General features: G+C 71.5%; 17 protein-coding genes, 1 other RNA gene and 1 pseudogene. 11 read left to right on the top strand and 8 right to left on the bottom strand.

The window, feature by feature from the left end; translation table 11 throughout:
• Positions 1–48 precede the first annotated feature (48 nt).
• On the bottom strand, positions 49–993 hold the full coding sequence (gene nudC / locus C1707_RS08955) for an NAD(+) diphosphatase (RefSeq protein ID WP_101713737.1): 945 nt from the start codon (positions 991–993) through the stop codon (positions 49–51).
• A 147-nt stretch (positions 994–1140) separates the two neighbouring features.
• On the opposite strand from nudC, the gene ffs reads away from it, so the two are divergent.
• From ffs to recR, 4 genes are all read left to right on the top strand, one after another.
• Positions 1141–1239, top strand: an RNA gene (gene ffs / locus C1707_RS08950) — signal recognition particle sRNA small type.
• An 83-nt stretch (positions 1240–1322) separates the two neighbouring features.
• Complete coding sequence (locus C1707_RS08945; protein ID WP_123170738.1) at positions 1323–3179, top strand: DNA polymerase III subunit gamma/tau; 1857 nt, start codon at positions 1323–1325, stop codon at positions 3177–3179.
• A 149-nt stretch (positions 3180–3328) separates the two neighbouring features.
• On the top strand, positions 3329–3658 hold the full coding sequence (locus C1707_RS08940; protein WP_101713967.1) for a YbaB/EbfC family nucleoid-associated protein: 330 nt from the start codon (positions 3329–3331) through the stop codon (positions 3656–3658).
• A gap of 132 nt (positions 3659–3790) precedes the next feature.
• Complete coding sequence (recR, locus tag C1707_RS08935) at positions 3791–4393, top strand: recombination mediator RecR (protein ID WP_101713966.1); 603 nt, start codon at positions 3791–3793, stop codon at positions 4391–4393.
• A gap of 208 nt (positions 4394–4601) precedes the next feature.
• Here recR and C1707_RS08930 read toward each other — a convergent pair whose 3' ends face one another.
• Both C1707_RS08930 and C1707_RS08925 read right to left on the bottom strand, forming a co-directional pair.
• A complete protein-coding gene (locus C1707_RS08930; RefSeq protein ID WP_101713965.1) occupies positions 4602–5579 on the bottom strand; it encodes an NADPH:quinone oxidoreductase family protein in 978 nt (325 codons plus the stop codon).
• A gap of 142 nt (positions 5580–5721) precedes the next feature.
• Entirely contained in the window at positions 5722–6759 is a 1038-nt protein-coding gene (locus C1707_RS08925; RefSeq protein ID WP_101713964.1) for an alpha/beta hydrolase, read from the bottom strand.
• 32 nt (positions 6760–6791) lie between these two features.
• Here C1707_RS08925 and C1707_RS27155 point away from each other — a divergent pair.
• Positions 6792–6880, top strand: a pseudogene (locus tag C1707_RS27155) (hypothetical protein); the annotation flags it as partial.
• Between the two features lie 9 nt (positions 6881–6889).
• On the opposite strand, the gene C1707_RS08920 reads toward C1707_RS27155, so the two are convergent.
• Entirely contained in the window at positions 6890–7531 is a 642-nt protein-coding gene (locus C1707_RS08920) for a TetR/AcrR family transcriptional regulator (RefSeq protein ID WP_101713963.1), read from the bottom strand.
• Between the two features lie 206 nt (positions 7532–7737).
• A complete protein-coding gene (locus tag C1707_RS08915; protein ID WP_101713962.1) occupies positions 7738–8049 on the bottom strand; it encodes a hypothetical protein in 312 nt (103 codons plus the stop codon).
• A gap of 96 nt (positions 8050–8145) precedes the next feature.
• Between C1707_RS08915 and C1707_RS08910 the strand changes: the two genes are divergently transcribed.
• Positions 8146–9141, top strand: a complete 996-nt coding sequence (locus C1707_RS08910; protein ID WP_101713961.1) for an alpha/beta hydrolase — start codon at positions 8146–8148, stop codon at positions 9139–9141.
• Positions 9142–9307: 166 nt separating this feature from the next.
• Here C1707_RS08910 and proC read toward each other — a convergent pair whose 3' ends face one another.
• A complete protein-coding gene (gene proC, locus C1707_RS08905) occupies positions 9308–10090 on the bottom strand; it encodes a pyrroline-5-carboxylate reductase (protein WP_101713960.1) in 783 nt (260 codons plus the stop codon).
• A gap of 91 nt (positions 10091–10181) precedes the next feature.
• On the opposite strand from proC, the gene C1707_RS08900 reads away from it, so the two are divergent.
• Positions 10182–11642 carry a tetratricopeptide repeat protein gene (locus tag C1707_RS08900; RefSeq protein ID WP_164467313.1) on the top strand — a complete coding sequence of 487 codons (1461 nt, stop codon included), beginning with the start codon at positions 10182–10184 and terminating at the stop codon, positions 11640–11642.
• Positions 11643–11776: 134 nt separating this feature from the next.
• Here the strand turns inward: C1707_RS08900 and C1707_RS08895 are convergent, their stop codons facing one another.
• Both C1707_RS08895 and C1707_RS08890 read right to left on the bottom strand, forming a co-directional pair.
• On the bottom strand, positions 11777–12280 hold the full coding sequence (locus C1707_RS08895; RefSeq protein WP_101713958.1) for a type III secretion system chaperone family protein: 504 nt from the start codon (positions 12278–12280) through the stop codon (positions 11777–11779).
• 130 nt (positions 12281–12410) lie between these two features.
• Positions 12411–12698, bottom strand: coding sequence for an accessory factor UbiK family protein (locus C1707_RS08890; protein ID WP_101713957.1), 288 nt, complete (start codon positions 12696–12698; stop codon positions 12411–12413).
• Between the two features lie 230 nt (positions 12699–12928).
• Here C1707_RS08890 and lgt point away from each other — a divergent pair, with 230 nt between their 5' ends.
• From lgt to C1707_RS08870, 4 genes are all read left to right on the top strand, one after another.
• A complete protein-coding gene (lgt, locus tag C1707_RS08885; protein ID WP_101713956.1) occupies positions 12929–13792 on the top strand; it encodes a prolipoprotein diacylglyceryl transferase in 864 nt (287 codons plus the stop codon).
• The gene (locus tag C1707_RS08880) at positions 13789–14976 is read left to right on the top strand and encodes a class I SAM-dependent methyltransferase (RefSeq protein ID WP_240633895.1); all 1188 of its coding nucleotides are present in this window, start codon (positions 13789–13791) and stop codon (positions 14974–14976) included. The genes lgt and C1707_RS08880 overlap by 4 nt, the downstream gene beginning before the upstream one ends.
• Positions 14973–15758 carry a peptidoglycan editing factor PgeF gene (gene pgeF / locus C1707_RS08875; protein WP_101713955.1) on the top strand — a complete coding sequence of 262 codons (786 nt, stop codon included), beginning with the start codon at positions 14973–14975 and terminating at the stop codon, positions 15756–15758. The genes C1707_RS08880 and pgeF overlap by 4 nt, the downstream gene beginning before the upstream one ends.
• Before the next feature lie 391 nt (positions 15759–16149).
• A complete protein-coding gene (locus C1707_RS08870) occupies positions 16150–17088 on the top strand; it encodes a ribose-phosphate pyrophosphokinase (RefSeq protein WP_101713954.1) in 939 nt (312 codons plus the stop codon).
• Positions 17089–17094 lie beyond the last annotated feature (6 nt).

Below are 17094 nucleotides of genomic sequence, written 5' to 3'. Positions count from 1 at the left end.
CGTGGGCCCCTCCCTCTCTCGAAGAGAGAGGGTCAGGAAGGCGCCCCCTCATCCCTCGCTCTCGCACCACGTCTTGATCAGCTGGTGCGCGATGGCCAGCGTCGGCGGGGCGAAGGCGTCTTCGATCTCGCCGCGGATCAGGGCTTTCGCCTCGTCCTTGTCGAACCAGCGCACGGCCTCGAGCTCGGTCTGGTCGGGCGCGGCCTGGTCGCTGTCGACCTCGGCGATCATGCCCATCATCAGTGAGGCCGGGAACGGCCAGGGCTGGCTGGAATGGTAGCGCACCTTGGTGGCGACCAGGCCGGCCTCTTCCTTCAGCTCGCGGGCGCAGGCCTCCTCGATGGTCTCGCCCGGCTCGACGAAGCCGGCCAGGGCCGAGAACATGCCGGCGGGCCAGGCCGCCTGGCGGCCCAGCAGGCACTTGCCGTCGTGGACGGCCAGCATGATCGCCACCGGATCGGTGCGCGGGAAGTGCTCGGCGTGGCAGGACGGGCAGATGCGCTTCCAGCCGCCGTCGGCGACGTCGCTCTTGTTGCCGCAGTTGGCGCAGAACGGGTGCTTGCGCCGCCATTCGAACATCGACTTGGCGGTGGCCAGTATGCCGGCGTCGGGCGCGGGCAGGGTCGCGGCCGCGCCGCGCAGGTCCTCGAACCGGCCCAGGCCCGACAGCGCGCCCTCGGACGGATCGGCGGCGCCTTCCAGGTCGACGGCGAAGACGGCGATGTCCTTCCACAGGCCCATGAACAGCAGGCGCTCGTCTGTGCCGGCCAGCTCCTTGGCCATGTCGGCGCGAAGATAGGCGATCTGGACGCCGGTCGGCTCTTCATCCGCCGCAGGCGCGTCCTCGACCAGCACCTTGCCGTTCCACACGGCCACGGCCAGGGACTGGGCGTCCTCCAGCTTCTCGGCGATCCAGCTGGCGTCGCCTCGGCGCTCGCTGGCGCGGTCGAGCGGGTTGCCCGCGAAGATGTTGACGATCTCGGAAAGCGGCATGGGTCGATTCTGTAGAGGCTGGCCGCCGAAAGTGTAAGGGGTTTTGGGGCCCGGCGCCCGCCCAGCGACGGACGCGCGGCGAAGAGTCGTCATCAGACGGAGCGCTTGGCGCTTGCATATCGATCGATGAGTCGCGATATACGCCCTCGGAGATCGGCGACGGACGATGGCCTCGCCAACCTGGTCAGGGCCGGAAGGCAGCAGCCACAACGAGATCACCCTCGGGTCGCCCGCCGGTCTCCACCTATCCCCCTAAAATCCGTCAGCATCCGCGCAGGCAAGCGTCCGCGAGCCTTTTGCCGCGACCGCCGACGCTCTAGACTGCGCCCATGGCCGACCACGACCTCACGCCCGATTCCGCTCCCCCCTGGGACGAGCCCGCCTTCGCCTCCCAAGGGCCCGAGGGGGAAGAAGCGCCCGAGCGCGACGAGAACACGGCCGACATCTTCGGCGAGGGGCCCGCCCCGCCCCCTGCCCCGGTCGCCGCCAGGCCCCTGCCCGAGCCCGAACCGGAAGAGGCCGGCGCGGCCTACACCGTGCTGGCCCGCAAGTACCGCCCGCGCACCTTCGAGGACCTGATCGGCCAGGAGGCCATGGTCCGCACCCTGGCCAATGCGTTCCAGACCGGCCGCATCGCCCACGCCTTCATGCTCACCGGGGTGCGCGGGGTCGGCAAGACCACCACCGCCCGCCTGCTGGCGCGCGCGCTGAACTACGAGAGCGACACGGTCCACGGCCCGTCGGTCGACCTCAGCACCGAAGGCCGCCACTGCCGGGCCATCATCGAGGGCCGGCACATGGACGTGCTGGAGCTCGACGCCGCATCGCGCACCAAGGTCGACGAGATGCGCGAGCTGCTGGACGGGGTGCGCTACGCCCCCGTCGAGGCGCGCTACAAGGTCTACATCATCGACGAAGTGCACATGCTGTCGACGGCGGCGTTCAACGCGCTGCTGAAGACGCTGGAAGAGCCGCCGCCGCACGCCAAGTTCATCTTCGCCACCACCGAGATCCGCAAGGTGCCGGTGACGATCCTGTCGCGCACCCAGCGCTTCGACCTGCGCCGGATCGAACCGGACGTGCTGGCCAAGCACTTCGACCGCATCTCGCAGCGCGAAGGCGCGAAGATCGATCCCGACGCCCTGGCCCTGATCGCCCGCGCGGCCGAGGGCTCGGCCCGTGACGGCCTGTCGCTGCTGGACCAGGCCATCGTCCAGACCGAGCGCGGCCAGACCGTCACCGCCGCCGTCGTGCGCGACATGCTGGGCCTGGCCGACCGCAGCCAGACCATCGCTCTCTTCGAACAGGTGATGAGCGGCAAGCCGGGCGAGGCCCTGACCACCTTCCGCCAGCTGTGGGGTTTCGGCGCCGACCCGGTGGTGGTGATGCTCGACCTGCTCGACCACTGCCACGCCTCGTCGGTGGCCAAGGCGCTGGGCCCCGACGCCCTGTCGATGCCCAAGGAGCAGGCCGCGCGCCTGACCTCGGTCGGCGCCCAGACCAGCGCCGGGACCATGGCCCGCCTGTGGCAGATGCTGCTGAAGGCCCATGACGAGGTGCGCCGCGCGCCCGACGCCATGGCCGCCGCCGAGATGGCGATCATCCGCCTGTGCTACGCCGCCGACCTGCCGGGTCCGGAAGAGGCGCTGAAGACGCTGCGCGACGGCGGAACCCCTGGCGGTCCCGGCGGCGGCGTCGCCGTGGGCGGAGGCGCCGCCCCGGGCGGGGCCGTCTCGGCCGCGCCCCGCGCCATGGCCGCCGTCGGCGCCGCGCCGGCCGCGCCCGTGCTGGCTTCGTTCGACGACGTGCTGAAGCTGATCGCCGAGAAGCGCGACATCGGTCTGCGGCTCGACGTCGAGCAGTTCGTCCGCCCGATCAGCTTCCGCCCCGGCGCCATCACCTTCGAAGCCGCTCCCGGCGCCCCCGGCAACCTGGCGGGCCGCCTGGTCCGCGCGCTGAAGGAATGGACCGGCCAGCCCTGGCTGATCGCCGCCGAGGGCGGCGGCGGGGCCGAAAGCCTGATGGAGCGCCAGAAGCGCGAGGAGCGCGAGGCCCTGGCGGCCATCAAGTCCGACCCGTTCGTCGCCTCGGTGCTGTCGGCCTTCCCGGGCACGGAGATCGTCGAGATCCGCAAGGTCCTGGCGCCCGAGCCCGCGCCGATCGAGCCGGACGAGGCCGAGGACTGAGACATTCTCCCTTCCCCTTGATGGGGGGAAGGGCCGGGGATGGGGGTGATCGCCGAGCCGGCCGCCATGCGCGGCTTCAACCGCCGTAGTCACCCCCACCCCTGCCCCTCCCCCGTCAAGGGGGAGGGAAGTCGAAGAGGAGATACGAGATGAAAGACCTCAGCGGCCTGATGAAGCAGGCCCAGGCCATGCAGCAGAAACTGGCCGACGCCCAGTCCCGCCTGGCCGAAGTGCTGATCGAAGGCACCGCCGGCGGCGGCATGGTCACCGTCACCCTGACCGGCGGCGGCGATCTGAAGAAGGTCGTCCTCGACGAAAGCCTGATCGAGCCGGGCGAGGGCGAGGTCATCGCCGACCTGATCGTCGCCGCCCACGCCGACGCCAAGAAGAAGCTGGAAGCCAAGCAGGCCCAGATGATGCAGGAAGCCGCCGGCCCGATGGCGGGCCTGATGGGCGGCATGCCCGGGATGAAGTTCTGAGTTGGGGAACGAAAACCTCGCCCTTCGACAAGCTCAGGATGAGGTTTTCTACTGACGCGGCGTGAAATTGGTCCTCACCCTGAGCCCGTCGAAGGGCGAGGACCACGCACACCGCCTTCTGCAAGAGAGACCATGGCCGCCTCCGCCGGACCCGAGATCGAGCGCCTGATCGCCCTGCTGTCGAAGCTGCCGGGCCTTGGACCGCGCTCGGGCCGGCGGGCGGCCCTGGCCTTGCTGAAGAAGCGCGACACGTTGCTGGCCCCGCTGGCGTCGGCCATGGCCGACGCCCAGGCCAAGGTGAAGACCTGCTCGACGTGCGGCTCGCTCGACACCACCGACCCCTGCGCCGTGTGCAGCGACGCGACCCGCGACGGGCGCCTGCTGTGCGTGGTCGAGGAGGTCGGCTCGGTGTGGGCCATGGAGCGCGGCGGCTCGTTCAAGGGCCGCTACCACGTGCTGGGCGGCCTGCTGTCGGCGCTGGACGGCGTGGGCCCCGAGACCCTGCGGGTGGGCGAGCTGCTGGCCCGCGTGTCTAGCGGCGAGGTCGCCGAGGTGATCCTGGCCCTGCCGGCCACGGTCGACGGCCAGACGACCGCCCACTATCTCGCCGACCGGCTGGCCCGGACCAACGTGCCGGTGACCATGCTGGCCCGCGGCGTCCCCGTCGGCGGCGACCTCGACTGGCTCGACGACGGCACCATCGCCCAGGCGCTGAGGGCCCGGCGGCCGGCCTGATTTCACCTTCTCCCTCTTCTTCAACCTCTCCCATGGGGAGAGGGAGGGGCCCGCGCCGAAGGCGTGGGAGGGTGAGGGGCTAAACCGTCGGCGGTCCCATCCCCTTTGACCCAGCCCTATCCGGAAAGGCTGTAACCCCTCACCCTCCCATGCTGCGCATGGGCCCCTCCCTCTCCCTATGGGAGAGGTTTTCGGAGGGAGGGAGAGGTCACGGCGTGATCACCGCCTTGCCCACCACCCGCCGCGACGCCAAGAGGTCGAAGGCCTCGCGCCAGCGGTCCAGCGGCAGCTCGGCGTGCACGTGAGGGCGGATCGTCCCCGCGTCGGCCATGGCCCACACCGCCGCCTGGTCCTCGGCCCCACGTTCGGGAAACTGGCGGCCGTACTCGCCGGCGCGGACGCCCATGACCGAGATCCCCTTGATCAGCGGAATATTGGCCGAGACCGTTGGGATCCGCCCCGAGGTGAAGCCGATCACCAGCAGCCGGCCGTCGAAGGCCAGGCACCGCAGGCTCTCGTCGAAGACGTCGCCGCCCACCGGATCGTAGACCACGTCGACGCCGCGCCCGCCGGTGATCGCCTTCACCGTATCTCGGAAACCGCCGGTGACGTCGAGCACCGCATCGGGCGCGTAGAGTCGCGAGACCTCCGCCAGCTTGTCGTCCGAGGCCGAGGCGGCGATCACCCTGGCGCCCATGGCCTTGGCCAGGTCCACCGCCGCCAGCCCCACGCCGCCAGCCGCGCCGTGCACCAGAACCCACTCTCCGGCCTGCAGGTTCGCCCGCCGGACCAGCGCCACCCGCGCCGTGAGGTAAGCCGCGCCATAGGACGCCGCCTCGCCCCACGACAGCCGCGCGGGCTTGGGCCTCAGCGATCCGGCCGGAACCGCGATGTACTCGGCGAACGCCCCGGTGCGCGCCCCGCCGACCACCGCCGCGCCGATCTCCAGGCCCCCGACGCCTTCGCCCAGGGCCGCCACCTCGCCGGCGAAGTCGAGGCCCGGCGTGAACGGCAGGGGCGGCTTCAGCTGGTACTCGCCGCGGGTCATCAGCAGGTCGGGAAAGTTGACGCTGGCGGCCCTGATCCGCACCAGGGCCTCGCCGGGGGCAGGCGTGGGGGTAGGCGCCTCCCGCACCGCGCAGCCGGCGAAGTCGGGAGCCAAGGCCTCCACCACCAGCGCTTTCATGCCCCCTTCCCCCTTGATGGGGGAAGGGCCGGGGATGGGGGTGACCACGGCGTTTCAGCCGCTCCCCACACCCGACCGACAGCAGAACGGACAGGCCGCTCCACCCCCATCCCAACCCTTCCTCCATCAAGGGGGAAGGGCCTCATCGGCGCTCCTCGATCTGCGCCCGCACCAGGCCCGCGATCTCGCGGCAGGCCGCATCGGCGGCCGGCACCGCGCCGGTGAAGGCGGTGAAACCGTGGGCCAGGCTGTCGTAGCAGCGATAGACCGTGGGCACGCCGGCCGCGATCAGCCGCTTGGCGTAGGCCTCGCCCTGGTCGACCAGGGGGTCGAAGCCGGCGGTGACGACGATGGCCGGGGCCAGGCCCGACAGGTCCTGGGTCTTGTCGGGCGACAGGCGCGGATCGGCCGGATCGGCCTCGGGGCCCATGTAGTGGCCCATGAACCACTCCATGATCGGGCGCGAGAGCGGATAGCTGTCGGCGTAGGTCGCCATCGACGGCGTCTCGCTGGCCACGTCGACGGCGGGATAGATCAGGAGCTGGAAGGCCGGCTGGGCCTCGCCCGTGCGCCTGGCCTCCTGGGCCAGCACGGCGGCGAAGTTGCCGCCCATGCTGTCGCCGCCGATCGCGGCCTCTCCCGGCGCCGCGCCGAAGCGGGCGGCGTTGTCGCGGCCCCAGCGCCAGGCGGCCAGCACGTCGTCGAGGCCCGCCGGAAAGCGATGGTCGGGCGCGAGACGATAGTCGACCGACAGCACCGCCGTCCTGGCGACGCGCGCCAGGATCCCGCAGAAGGCGTGGCAGGTCTCCAGGTCGCCGATCACCCCGCCGCCGAAGTGGGCGAAGACGATCAGCGGCGCGGTGCTGTCCTGCTCGGCCGGGCGATAGGCGCGGATCGGGATCTGGCCGCCGGGCCCGTCTATGGTCAGGCTTTCGTTGCGCACGCCGACTTCCGGCGGACCCGAGACCGCCAGCAGCCCCTTGGCGCTGCCCGCCCGCGCCTCCTGCGGCGACAGGGTGGTCATCGACGGCAGGCCCTTGGCCGCGTTGGCGAAGAACTGGAAGCGCGGGTCCAGCGTGCGCCCGCCGCGATACACCACGCCCCCGCCGCTCAGCGCCCGCAGGATCGGGGTGGGCAGCGACAGGATCGTCTTGAGGACCAGTTTCTGGACGTCGGCCATTCGGGGGCTCTTTCTCGTTTGTGTCAGCGGGGCCGCCCTCGCCCTTCGACAAGCTCAGGGTGAGGGCTACAGGCGGGTCTTGGGCAGTGGAAACCTCATCCTGAGCCTGTCGAAGGACGAGGTTTCGTTCTCAGGGCCTGGGCAGGGCCGGCAGGCCGCCGAGGATCAGGCCGACGGCGAAGGCCGTGGCGCCCTGCGTGTCCATCGGGCGGCGCTCGAGCATCTTGTCGCCGACCTCGCGGGCCACGGCGATGCAGGCGGCGGTCAGGTAGTCGAGGTCGACCGGCGGGGCGTGGTCGCGCTCCAGCACCCGCTCGAAGGCCTCGCGCACCTCGGCGAAGACGGCGGTGACCTCGGGGGTGGCGCGCACCTGCGGATGGGTCTCGCCGGCCGGGCGATTGACGCGCCAGGTCTCGTGCTCGGCGGCCAGGAAGTCGAAATAGGCGCGCATGGCGCCGCGCAGGAACGAGGCGAAGTCGGTGGCCTTCTCGAACTCCACGCGCAGCAGCGGGCGAAAGCGCCGCGCGCCGTCGTCGGCGAGGGCGTCGAACACCTCCTCCTTGGACTTGTAGTAGTTGTAGAAGGTGCCCGAGGCGAGGCCGGTCAGGCGGATGATGTCGCGCACCGTGGCCCCGTCGTAGCCCAGCTCGCCGAACACCTGCCGGGCCGCGTCGAGAATGGCCTGGCGATTGGCGGTCTTGGTGCGCTCGCGCTTGCCCGGGCGATTGTCCTCGCGCGGCGGCATGGCGGGGAAGTAGGCGATGTTCGACATCGAAGCGCGGCTCGTTTGTTGGGCGGCGTCAGTGACGCCCCGTCAGGATTTGAGCCTCGTTCCGGGCGCGGAGCAAGAGGGATAACGAGATCCTCCCCCTCTGGGGGAGGTGGCCCAAAGGGCCGGAGGGGGAAGGGATTGCGATGGCAGAAGCCCTGCTCCCCTCTCCGTCGGCTCCGCCGACACCTCTCCCTTCAGGGAGAGGGTCAGTTGACCGGCCGGACGAAGCTGGCCTTGCAGCGGGCGTCGCAGCGGGCCCATTCGGCGGGGCAGCCGTCGTCGTCGGTGTTGGCCCGGCAGAAGTAGTAGGTCTTGGCGCAAACGGCCTTGCAGGCGGCCGGATCGGCGCCCGGGCGGGGCGACTGCAGCGGGATCGGCGGCGGGATCACGGCTTGCGCGCTGGCGGCCGGCGCTTCCGCCGGAACGGGCGCCGGCGACGCGCGGCGCGCATGGGTCTGGGCCCCGGCCGACGAGGCCAGGACGGCAAGCAACAGCAGGGCGGACGACACGCGGCGCATGGCGCGGAGTCTAGGGATTGATCCGCCGAAAAGAAACCGCGCCCCGACGTCGCGGGCGCTCTCGACGAACGCGCCCGCGCCCTTACATTGAAGCCCATGCTCAAGCACGCCGGACGCGCCCTTGCCGCCTTCACCCTGCTCTTCGTCTCCTTCGTCGCCACGGGCGGCGTGATGGCCGCGGCCGGACACAAGGCCCCGCGCGGAACCTTCGTCGACATCGGCGAGGGCCGCTCCCTGCGCCTGGTGTGCGAGGGCGAGGCTTCGCACGCCGACCGCCCGACCGTCTGGCTGGAAGCCGGCGCCTTCGGCTTCGCCGCCGACTGGGGCGCGACCCAGGACGCCCTGGCCGCCGCCGGCTGGCGCGCCTGCGCCTACGACCGCGCCGGCATGGGCTACTCGCCCAAGGGCCCCGCGCCGCGCGACGGCCTGGCCATCGTGTCCGACTTCGAGAAGCTGGTCGCCGCCTCCGGCGAGAAGGGCCCCTACATCCTGGTCGGCCACTCGATGGCCGGTCTGCGCCTGCGCGAATACGCCGGCCGCAATCCCAGCCAGGTGGCGGGCCTGGTCCTGGTCGACGCCGCCACGCCCGAAGCGGCCAAGATCCGGCGCGCCCAGGGCTTCATCAAGTCGTTCGTGTTCATCTCGCGCGCCGCGGCGCTGGGCGCCTCGACGGGGCTCTACAAGCCGCTGGTCTACACGCGCCTGGGCGACAAGATCGGCCTGCCGCCGGACGCCAAGGCCGAAAAGCGCTGGGGCTTCGCCAACGGCCGCCACAACCGCACCTCGGCCGCCGAGGTCACGCTGTGGGCCGAGGCGTCGGACCAGGCCGCCGCCGAGCCGCCGTTCAGGCCCGAATGGCCGGTGGCCGTGGTCACCGCCGGCGCCCGCGTCGGCGAGCGCGCCCAGTGGAAGGACATGCAGGCCGCCCCGGCCCGCGCCTCGCAGCACGGCTATGTCGACCACGTGGCCGGCGCCACCCACACCCGCCTGCTGGGCGGCGAGTTCGCCGACCACATCGTGCGGGCGGTGGAATTCGTGGCCAAGGCGCGGGGGCAGGCGCCCCAGGCGCTGGTGGACGTGACGGCGCTTTAGGGTCAAGGGAACCTCCCCCTGTGGGGGGAGGCGATCGCGCGAGCGATCGGTGGGGGGAGCGGCGCGATAGTCGGCCATCACCTCGCAAGCTGAAAACGTCCCCCCTCCGGCGCTTCGCGCCACCTCCCCCAGAGGGGGGAGGATCCTGGTCGGCGGGCGCTGCGACCTAGCCCCCCAGCTCCACCGAACGCTTCACCGCCGCCGCCAGGGCCTTGGGCAGCAGGTCGCCGAAACCGCCCTCGCCCATCAGCACCGACAGCGCCGCGGCCGTGGTGCCGCCCGGCGAGGTGACCTGCTTGCGCAGTTCGGCCGGCTCCTCGCCGCCCTGGGCCAGCAGGGCCGCGGCGCCGGCGATGGTGGCGCGGGCCAGGCGGGCGCTGTCCTCGGGGCTCAGGCCCTGGCCGGCGCCGGCGGCTTCCAGCGCCTCGATGAAGGCGTAGAGATAGGCCGGGGCCGAGCCCGAGACGGCCGTGGCCGCGTGCATCAGGCGCTCGTCGGCCAGTTCGACCGTGGCGGCGACCGGCGCCAGCAGGGCCTTGGCCGCGTCCAGAGCCTCCGGCGTGTCGGCGTAGAGGCTGGCCGCGCCCTGGCCGATGGCGACGGCCGTGGTCGGCATCACCCGCGCCACGCGCCGGCCGCCGAAGACCTGCGCGATGTCGGCCGCGCGCACGCCGGCGGCGATCGAGACGACGATGGCGTCGGGGGCCAGGTGCGGAACGACGTCCGCCACCGCCTCGCGCCAGATCTGCGGCTTGACCGCCAGCAGCACCACCTTGGCCGCCGACAGGGCCTCGAGCGGCGGATTGACCACCGCGCCGGGGAAGGCCTCGGGGCTGGCGGCCGGGTCGCGGATGATCAGGTCGGACAGCGAAAAGGCGCCCGTCCTGCGCCAGCCCTCGATCAGGGCCCCGCCCATGCGGCCGGCGCCGAGCAGAAGGATGGGGGTCATGGACGAAGCTCCCGCGTCAAAGGTCTGGCGGCTTAGCCCGCCGCCGCCCCTCTGGACAAGCCCGGGGGCCTGCCCCACAGCATCGACGGCGATGACCACCGCTCCCTCCCCCGCCGCGGACGACGCTCTGCGAACCGCCCGCGACGCCGCCCGGCGGGGCGAGCTGGACGCCGCCGTCGCCGCCTGGCGGCTGGCCCAGGCCGGCGGGCGCATGACCCTGCCCGACTGGCTGGGCCTGGGCGACGCGCTCGACGCGCTGGGCCGCTCCGCCGACGCCTATGCCGCCTACCGTTCGGCCGCGGCGCTGGACAAGGGTTCGGCCAGCGCCCGCCTGGGCCTGGGCAACGCGCTGTCGGCGCTGGGCCGAAGCGCCGAGGCCCTGGCCGAGTACGAGCGCGGCCTCAAGCTCGACCCCGCCTTTCCCGCGCTCTGGGCCAACTACGCCGTGGCCCTGTCGGCGGCCGACCGGCCCGAGGCGGCGATCGCCGCCTATGACCGCGCCCTGGCGCTGGCGCCGCGCCTGGTCCCGGCCCTGATCGGACGCGGCAACGCCAAGGCGATGCTGAACCGCCACGACGAGGCCCTGCCCGACTTCGAGGCCGCCGTGGCCGCCAGCCCCGGCAGCCCGCACGCCCGCTTCAACCGGGGCCTGGCCCTGCTGCGGCGCGGCGACTGGGGCCAGGGCCTGGCCGACTACGAGGCCCGCTGGGCGATGACCGGCCGCGACGGACGCCGGCCGGGCCTTTGGCTGGGCGAGGACGACATCGCCGGCCGGAGCCTGCTGGTCGACGCCGAGCAGGGGTTCGGCGACAGCCTGATGCTGGCCCGCTTCCTGCCGCTGGCCGCCGACCGGGCGGGGCGGACGATCGTGCGCGCGCCCCGGGCGCTGACGGCGGTTCTGGCCGGCGTCGACCCGCGCCTGGAGGTCGTCGCGGCCGAGGAGCATCCGACCTTCGCCGCCGACCGCTACGCGCCCATGGCCAGCCTGCCGCTGGCGTTCGGCGCGACGCCGCAAAGCGTGCCCGCCCCGCCCTACCTGAAGGCCGATCCCGACGCCGTCGCCGCCTGGCGCGCGCGGCTGGGGCCCTCGCGGCGCAGGATCGGGATCGTCTGGGCCGGCGGCCCGGCGCGCGGCGCGGTGCGCGGACGGGGTCTGCCGCTGAAGGCGCTGCTGCGGGCCCTGGCCGGGGCCGGCGACCTGGTCTGCCTGCAGAAGGACGTGGATCGCGCCGACCGGGCGCTGCTGGCCAAGGCCGGCGCGGCGGCGTTCTGCGACGAGTTGACGGACTTTTCGGCCACCGCCGCCCTGGCCTCGGCCTGCGACGAGGTGGTCAGCATCGACACCTCGGTCGCCCACCTGGCCGGCGGGCTGGGATTGAAGCTGACGGTGCTGCTGCCGTTCTTCTCGGACTGGCGCTGGTCGACCGCATGGTCGCCCAATCCCTGGTATCCGGAGGCGCGTCTGGCGCGCCAGACCGCGCGCGGCGACTGGGACGGCGCGCTGGCGGCCCTGGCGGCCCTGGCGGCCCTGGCGGCCCTGGCGGCCGACTAGGGCCTTCTAGCCTCACGTGGAATCATTTGAGGCGTCTAAAAAGGCTCTAAATCAAACATTTAGAGCGCGTTAGTCGGCGAAACCGCTCACACTTTCGCCTAACGCGCTCCAGAAAGCCGCCGCCGCGTCTTGCGTCAGGCCTGGCCGACGGTCTCGAACATGCAGGCGGCCATGGCCTCGTCCGGGGTCTTGGCGCCGTGCAGCAGGAAGTCGAAGGCCGGGTAGAAGCGGTCGGCGGCTTCCACCGCCGCGTCGATCATCGAAGCAGCCTGGGCCATGGTCGGGCGCTCTCCCGACGGCAGGGCCAGGGCGTGGCGGAACACCACCTCGCCGTCGTCGGTCCAGACCTCGAAGTGGCCCAGCCAGACGCGCTGGTTGATCATCGACAGCAGCTCGTAGGCGGCCGGACGCTTGGTCTTGGACGCCCGCAGGTCGAGCGAGAGGCACAGCTGCAGGCAGTCGGCCTCGGGACGCCAGGCGAACCAGAGCTCGTAATCCTTCCAGTCGCCGGTCAGGGCGAAGGCGAGATCGCCGTCCTCGGTCCGGTCGAAGGTCAGGTTTTCGGCGGCCAGCACGTGCTCGACCACCTCGAGGGGATCCAGCGCCAGCAGGACGTCGTCGTCGGGTTGGGTGTCCATCAGAACCTTTGGCCCCCGGGGGCGATGACGGGCGTGGGACCCGCCGGGTGTCGCCCACGAAAGGAGAGTCTAAGCTGCTTCGCGCGTTTGGCCACAACAGCGTTCACGCTTGGAGCGAGCGGTAAACGATTTATTCGCCCTTTTCGGCGGGTTGGTCGCCCTTCGGAGTCGCCTTCTTGGCGGCCGGCTTGGGGGCGGCCTTCTCGGCCTTCAGCGCGGCCACCTCGGCCTGCAGAGCGGCCACCTGGGCCTTCAGCACCTCGAGGTCGTCGCGACGCACCAGGTCCAGCTCGGCGGCCCAGCGGTCGGCCTGAGCGCGGAAAGCCGTCTTGGCTTCGTCGCCCGCCGTCTGGGCGATGCCCATGGCGGCCTGGGTGAACTTGGCGAATTCGTCGAGGAAGGGATTCTGGCTGTGCATCTTCGTTCCGGCCGGGCGCAAATCGCCCACAGTTCTTTATATGGTGAGCGGGGGATGAAAGCGAACGGGTAACCGGTCAGAGCCTTTCCGGTTCGGATGGCTTCCATCCGAACCGGGCAAAAAGGCTCTGTCTTCCTACAGTTAGAGCGCGTCCGACGGCGAAACCGCTTACACTTTCGCCTGACGCGCTCTATCCCTGCGACCATCTGTCCCGAACGGAGCCGTGCGGCGTGATCTTCCCGGAATTCGACCCCGTCCTCGTCCAGCTCGGCCCGTTCGCGATCCGCTGGTACGCCCTGGCCTACGTGGCCGGGATCCTGCTGGGCTGGCGCTACGCCGTGCGCCTGGTCAAGACCCCCCGGCTGTGGGGCGGCCGCGCGCCGACCGCCACGCCCGAGCAGATCGACGACCTGGTGCTGTGGATCACCCTGGGCATCATCCTGGGCGGCCGCATCGGCTACATCCTGTTCTACAGCCCGTCGACGATATGGACCCGGCCGATCGAGATCCTGCAGGTCTGGCACGGCGGCATGAGCTTCCACGGCGGCTTCATCGGCGTCTGCCTGGCAATCGTCCTGTTCGCCCGCAAGAACGCCATCGACCTGCTGAAGCTCGGCGACCTGGTCGCCCCGGTCGCGCCGCTTGGCCTGCTGTTCGGCCGCCTGGCCAACTTCGTCAACGGGGAGCTGTGGGGCCGCACCACCGACGTTCCGTGGGGCGTGGTGTTCTGCAACGACCGCATCCGCCAGCTGGAAGGCGGGGTCTGCACGGCCGGCGAGATCGCCCGCCACCCCAGCCAGCTGTACGAGGCGGCGCTGGAGGGCGTGCTGCTGTTCCTGATCCTGCGCCTGGCCACCCACCGCTTCGCCTTCCTGCAGCGCCGGGGCGGGCTCGCTGGCCTGTTCATGCTCTGCTACGGCCTGTTCCGCGCCGCGCTGGAGAACGTGCGCCAGCCCGACGCCTTCATGCCCGACTTCCCCCTGGGCCTGACCATGGGGATGATGCTGTCGACCCCGATGCTGCTGATCGGCGGCTGGCTGGTGTGGAAGGCCCTCAAGCAGCCGGTCGCGGCGCCGGAGACCGTCCAGCCTTGAGCCTGCGAGAACCCGCGCTGCTGGGCCGTCTGAAGGCCCAGATCGCCCAGGACGGACCGATCAGCGTCCCGGAATACTTCACCCGCTGCCTGCACGACCCGCGCGACGGCTACTACGCCAACCGGCCCGCGCTGGGTTCGGAAGGCGACTTCGTCACCGCGCCCGGCGTCAGCCAGATGTTCGGCGAGCTGGTCGGGCTGTGGCTGATGGAGACCTGGGACCGCATGGGCCGTCCCGCGCCGTTCCGACTGGTCGAGATCGGGCCCGGCGACGGGACCCTGATGAGCGACATCCTGCGCGCCGCCCGCCTGCTGCCCGCCTTCGCCGAGGCCGCCGACCTGTGGCTGGTCGAGGTGTCGCCGGTGCTGCGCGCGGCGCAGGAAGCCAAGCTCGCCGGCGCCTCGGTGCGATGGGCCGGACGATTGGAAGAGGTGCCGGCCGAGGCCCCGCTGCTGCTGCTCGCCAACGAACTGCTCGACTGCCTGCCGGCGCGACAGTTCGTGAAGACCGCCGACGGCTGGGCCGAGCGGGTCGTGGGCCTGAATGAGGCCGGCGAACTGGCGTTCGGGCTCAGAAAGCTATCCCCCCTCCCCCTCGATGGGGGAGGGGTCGGGGGTGGGGGTGATTACGGCGCTCGACACCGCGCCGCCCTCGCCGGCGGAACTGCCTTCACCCCCATCCCCAGCCCTTCCCCCATCGAGGGGGAAGGGAGCATGCCGCTCGGCTCCATCCTGGAATCCTCTCCCGCCCAGGCCGCGCTGGGCGCGGAGATCGGCCATCGCGTCGCCCGCGACGGCGGCGCGGCGCTGCTGATCGACTACGGCCGCGCCAGTCCCGAGCCCGGCGACACCCTGCAGGCCCTGCGCGCCCACCGGAAGGAAGGCCCGCTGGACAATCCTGGCCAAGCCGACCTGACCGTCTGGGCCGACTTTCCCTCGGTGCTGGACGCCGCCCGCGAGGCCGGCGCGAAAGCCCCGCCGGTGATCGGCCAGGGCGACTTCCTGCGCGCCCTGGGGATCGAGGCCCGGGCCCAGGCCCTGGCGGCCGCGCGCCCCGATCGCGCCGACACCCTCGCAAGACAGCTTGATCGCCTGACCGGAGCGGCGCAGATGGGCGATCTCTTCAAGGTCGCGTGCCTGAGCGCGCCGGGGCTCAATCCCCCGCTCTTCGAGGACGAGGCATGACCAAAGCATCGCTCCCCACCGTCCACTCTGCCCTGCTGGCGTCGGTGCCCGGCCTGCGCCACGCCTTCTTCACCCGCAACGGCGGCGTCTCGCGGGGACTGTACGACAGCCTCAACGTCGGCCGCGGCAGCCAGGACGAGCCGGCCGACGTGGTCGAGAACCGGGCCCGCGCCGCGCGCTGGTTCGGGGTCGAGCGCGAGGACCTCAACACCTGCTTCCAGATCCATTCGACCATCGCCATCGTCGCCGACGGCTCGTGGGGCGACGCCCGGCCGCAGGGCGACGCCGTGGTCAGCAAGACGCCGGGCGTGGTCTGCGGCGCGCTGCACGCCGACTGCGCCCCGGTGCTGATCGTCGATCCGGAGGCCCGCGTGGTGGCCGCCGCCCACGCCGGCTGGCGCGGGGCGCTGGACGGGGTGGTGCAGGCCGCCGTCGACTCCATGGTCGAGCTGGGCGCGCGCCCCGACCGCATGGTCGCCGCCGTCGGCCCCTGCATCGGCCCGGACTCCTACGAGGTCGGGCTGGAGTTCATGCAGAGGTTCGAGGCCGACTGCCCCGGCTCCAGGCGGTTCTTCAAGCCCGGCAAGAGCGACGACAAGCGCTACTTCGACCTGCCCGCCTTCGTGCTCGACCGCATCGAGACCGCCGGCGTCGAACGCCGCGAATGGGTCGGCCGCGACACCTGCGCCGAGGGCGAGCACTTCTTCTCCAACCGCCGCGCCGTGCTGAACGGCCAGAAGGACTATGGCCGGCTGCTGTCGGCGATCATGCTGGAGGGGTGATCTGAGAACCTCCCCCCTTGGGGGATCGTTGCATAATGGGGTAAAACGAGAACGACTTTCCCCTTTTGATTCCGAACTGTTCTCGAACAGATTCTGGTCTGTTCTTCGACGTTCCGAATTTCGCAACAGTCCCCCCTTGGGGGAGGCGGCCGAAGACCGGTTGGGGGGACGTTTTCAGCCGCCGCCGCGTTGGCCGACGCTGCAGCCACTCCCCCCCACCGTCGGCTTCGCCGACACCTCCCCCACGGGGGGGAGGTTCCTCGAGGCGCACCCTGCGGCCTCAACGACACGAAACGTTCACGAAGCGCAACCTCTGGCCATAAGCGGGTTGCCCCGGGGCGGATCGCTGCTAGAAGGCCCGGCAACGGCGTCCCCCCACCGAGAATCCAACATGAAGCTGCTGTCCGGCAACTCCAACCGTCCGCTGGCCCAGGCCATCGCGGAGTACCTCGACATGCCGCTGACCCGCGCCCAGGTGCGCCGGTTCGCCGACCTCGAGGTGTTCGTCACCATCGACGAGAACGTCCGCGGCGAGGACGTGTTCGTGATCCAGTCGACGAGCTACCCGGCCAACGACAACCTGATGGAGCTGCTGATCTGCATCGACGCCCTGAAGCGGGCTTCGGGCAAGCGGATCACCGCGGTGCTGCCCTACTTCGGCTACGCCCGCCAGGACCGCAAGACCGGCGGCCGCACCCCGATCTCGGCCAAGCTGGTGGCCAACCTGATCACCCGCTCGGGCGCCGACCGCGTGCTGACGATGGATCTGCACGCCGGCCAGATCCAGGGCTTCTTCGACATCCCGACCGACAACCTGCTGCCCTCGCGCCTGCTGGCCGACGACATCATCAAGAACTACCCGCTGGGCGACGACCTGATGGTCGTCTCGCCGGACGTCGGCGGCGTGGTGCGCGCCCGCGCCCTGGCCAAGCGCCTGGACGACGCCGACCTCGCCATCGTCGACAAGCGCCGCTCGGGCCCGGGCCAGTCGGAAGTGATGAACATCATCGGCGACGTGCAAGGCCGCCGCTGCATCCTGTTCGACGACATCGCCGACTCCGCCGGCACCCTGTGCAACGCCGCCCAGGCCCTGATCAACCACGGCGCCGTCTCGGTCAGCGCCTACGTCACCCACGGCGTGCTGTCGGGCGCGGCCGCCGAGCGCGTGGCCAATTCGGTGCTGACCGAGCTGGTGGTCACCGACTCCATCGAGGCCTCCGACACCACCAAGGCCTGCCCGAAGATCCGCTACGTCTCGTGCGCCCCGCTGATCGGCGAGGCCATCCGCCGCATCGCCAACGAAGAGTCGGTGTCGAAGCTGTTCGACTGATCCGAT

It is taken from the genome of Caulobacter flavus, from assembly GCF_003722335.1.
Taxonomy (GTDB): domain Bacteria; phylum Pseudomonadota; class Alphaproteobacteria; order Caulobacterales; family Caulobacteraceae; genus Caulobacter; species Caulobacter flavus.
Note: the sequence above shows the minus strand (reverse complement) of the source record. Positions and strands in the feature narration are given on the sequence as shown.

Bases quoted from the DNA above. Each gene is read 5' to 3' on its own strand.
- nudC (WP_101713737.1), bottom strand. From the start codon at position 993: ATGCCGCTTTCCGAGATCGTCAACATCTTCGCGGGCAACCCGCTCGAC.
- C1707_RS08945 (WP_123170738.1), top strand. From the start codon at position 1,323: ATGGCCGACCACGACCTCACGCCCGATTCCGCTCCCCCCTGGGACGAG.
- C1707_RS08940 (WP_101713967.1), top strand. From the start codon at position 3,329: ATGAAAGACCTCAGCGGCCTGATGAAGCAGGCCCAGGCCATGCAGCAG.
- recR (WP_101713966.1), top strand. From the start codon at position 3,791: ATGGCCGCCTCCGCCGGACCCGAGATCGAGCGCCTGATCGCCCTGCTG.
- C1707_RS08930 (WP_101713965.1), bottom strand. From the start codon at position 5,579: ATGAAAGCGCTGGTGGTGGAGGCCTTGGCTCCCGACTTCGCCGGCTGC.
- C1707_RS08925 (WP_101713964.1), bottom strand. From the start codon at position 6,759: ATGGCCGACGTCCAGAAACTGGTCCTCAAGACGATCCTGTCGCTGCCC.
- C1707_RS08920 (WP_101713963.1), bottom strand. From the start codon at position 7,531: ATGTCGAACATCGCCTACTTCCCCGCCATGCCGCCGCGCGAGGACAAT.
- C1707_RS08915 (WP_101713962.1), bottom strand. From the start codon at position 8,049: ATGCGCCGCGTGTCGTCCGCCCTGCTGTTGCTTGCCGTCCTGGCCTCG.
- C1707_RS08910 (WP_101713961.1), top strand. From the start codon at position 8,146: ATGCTCAAGCACGCCGGACGCGCCCTTGCCGCCTTCACCCTGCTCTTC.
- proC (WP_101713960.1), bottom strand. From the start codon at position 10,090: ATGACCCCCATCCTTCTGCTCGGCGCCGGCCGCATGGGCGGGGCCCTG.
- C1707_RS08900 (WP_164467313.1), top strand. From the start codon at position 10,182: ATGACCACCGCTCCCTCCCCCGCCGCGGACGACGCTCTGCGAACCGCC.
- C1707_RS08895 (WP_101713958.1), bottom strand. From the start codon at position 12,280: ATGGACACCCAACCCGACGACGACGTCCTGCTGGCGCTGGATCCCCTC.
- C1707_RS08890 (WP_101713957.1), bottom strand. From the start codon at position 12,698: ATGCACAGCCAGAATCCCTTCCTCGACGAATTCGCCAAGTTCACCCAG.
- pgeF (WP_101713955.1), top strand. From the start codon at position 14,973: ATGACCAAAGCATCGCTCCCCACCGTCCACTCTGCCCTGCTGGCGTCG.
- C1707_RS08870 (WP_101713954.1), top strand. From the start codon at position 16,150: ATGAAGCTGCTGTCCGGCAACTCCAACCGTCCGCTGGCCCAGGCCATC.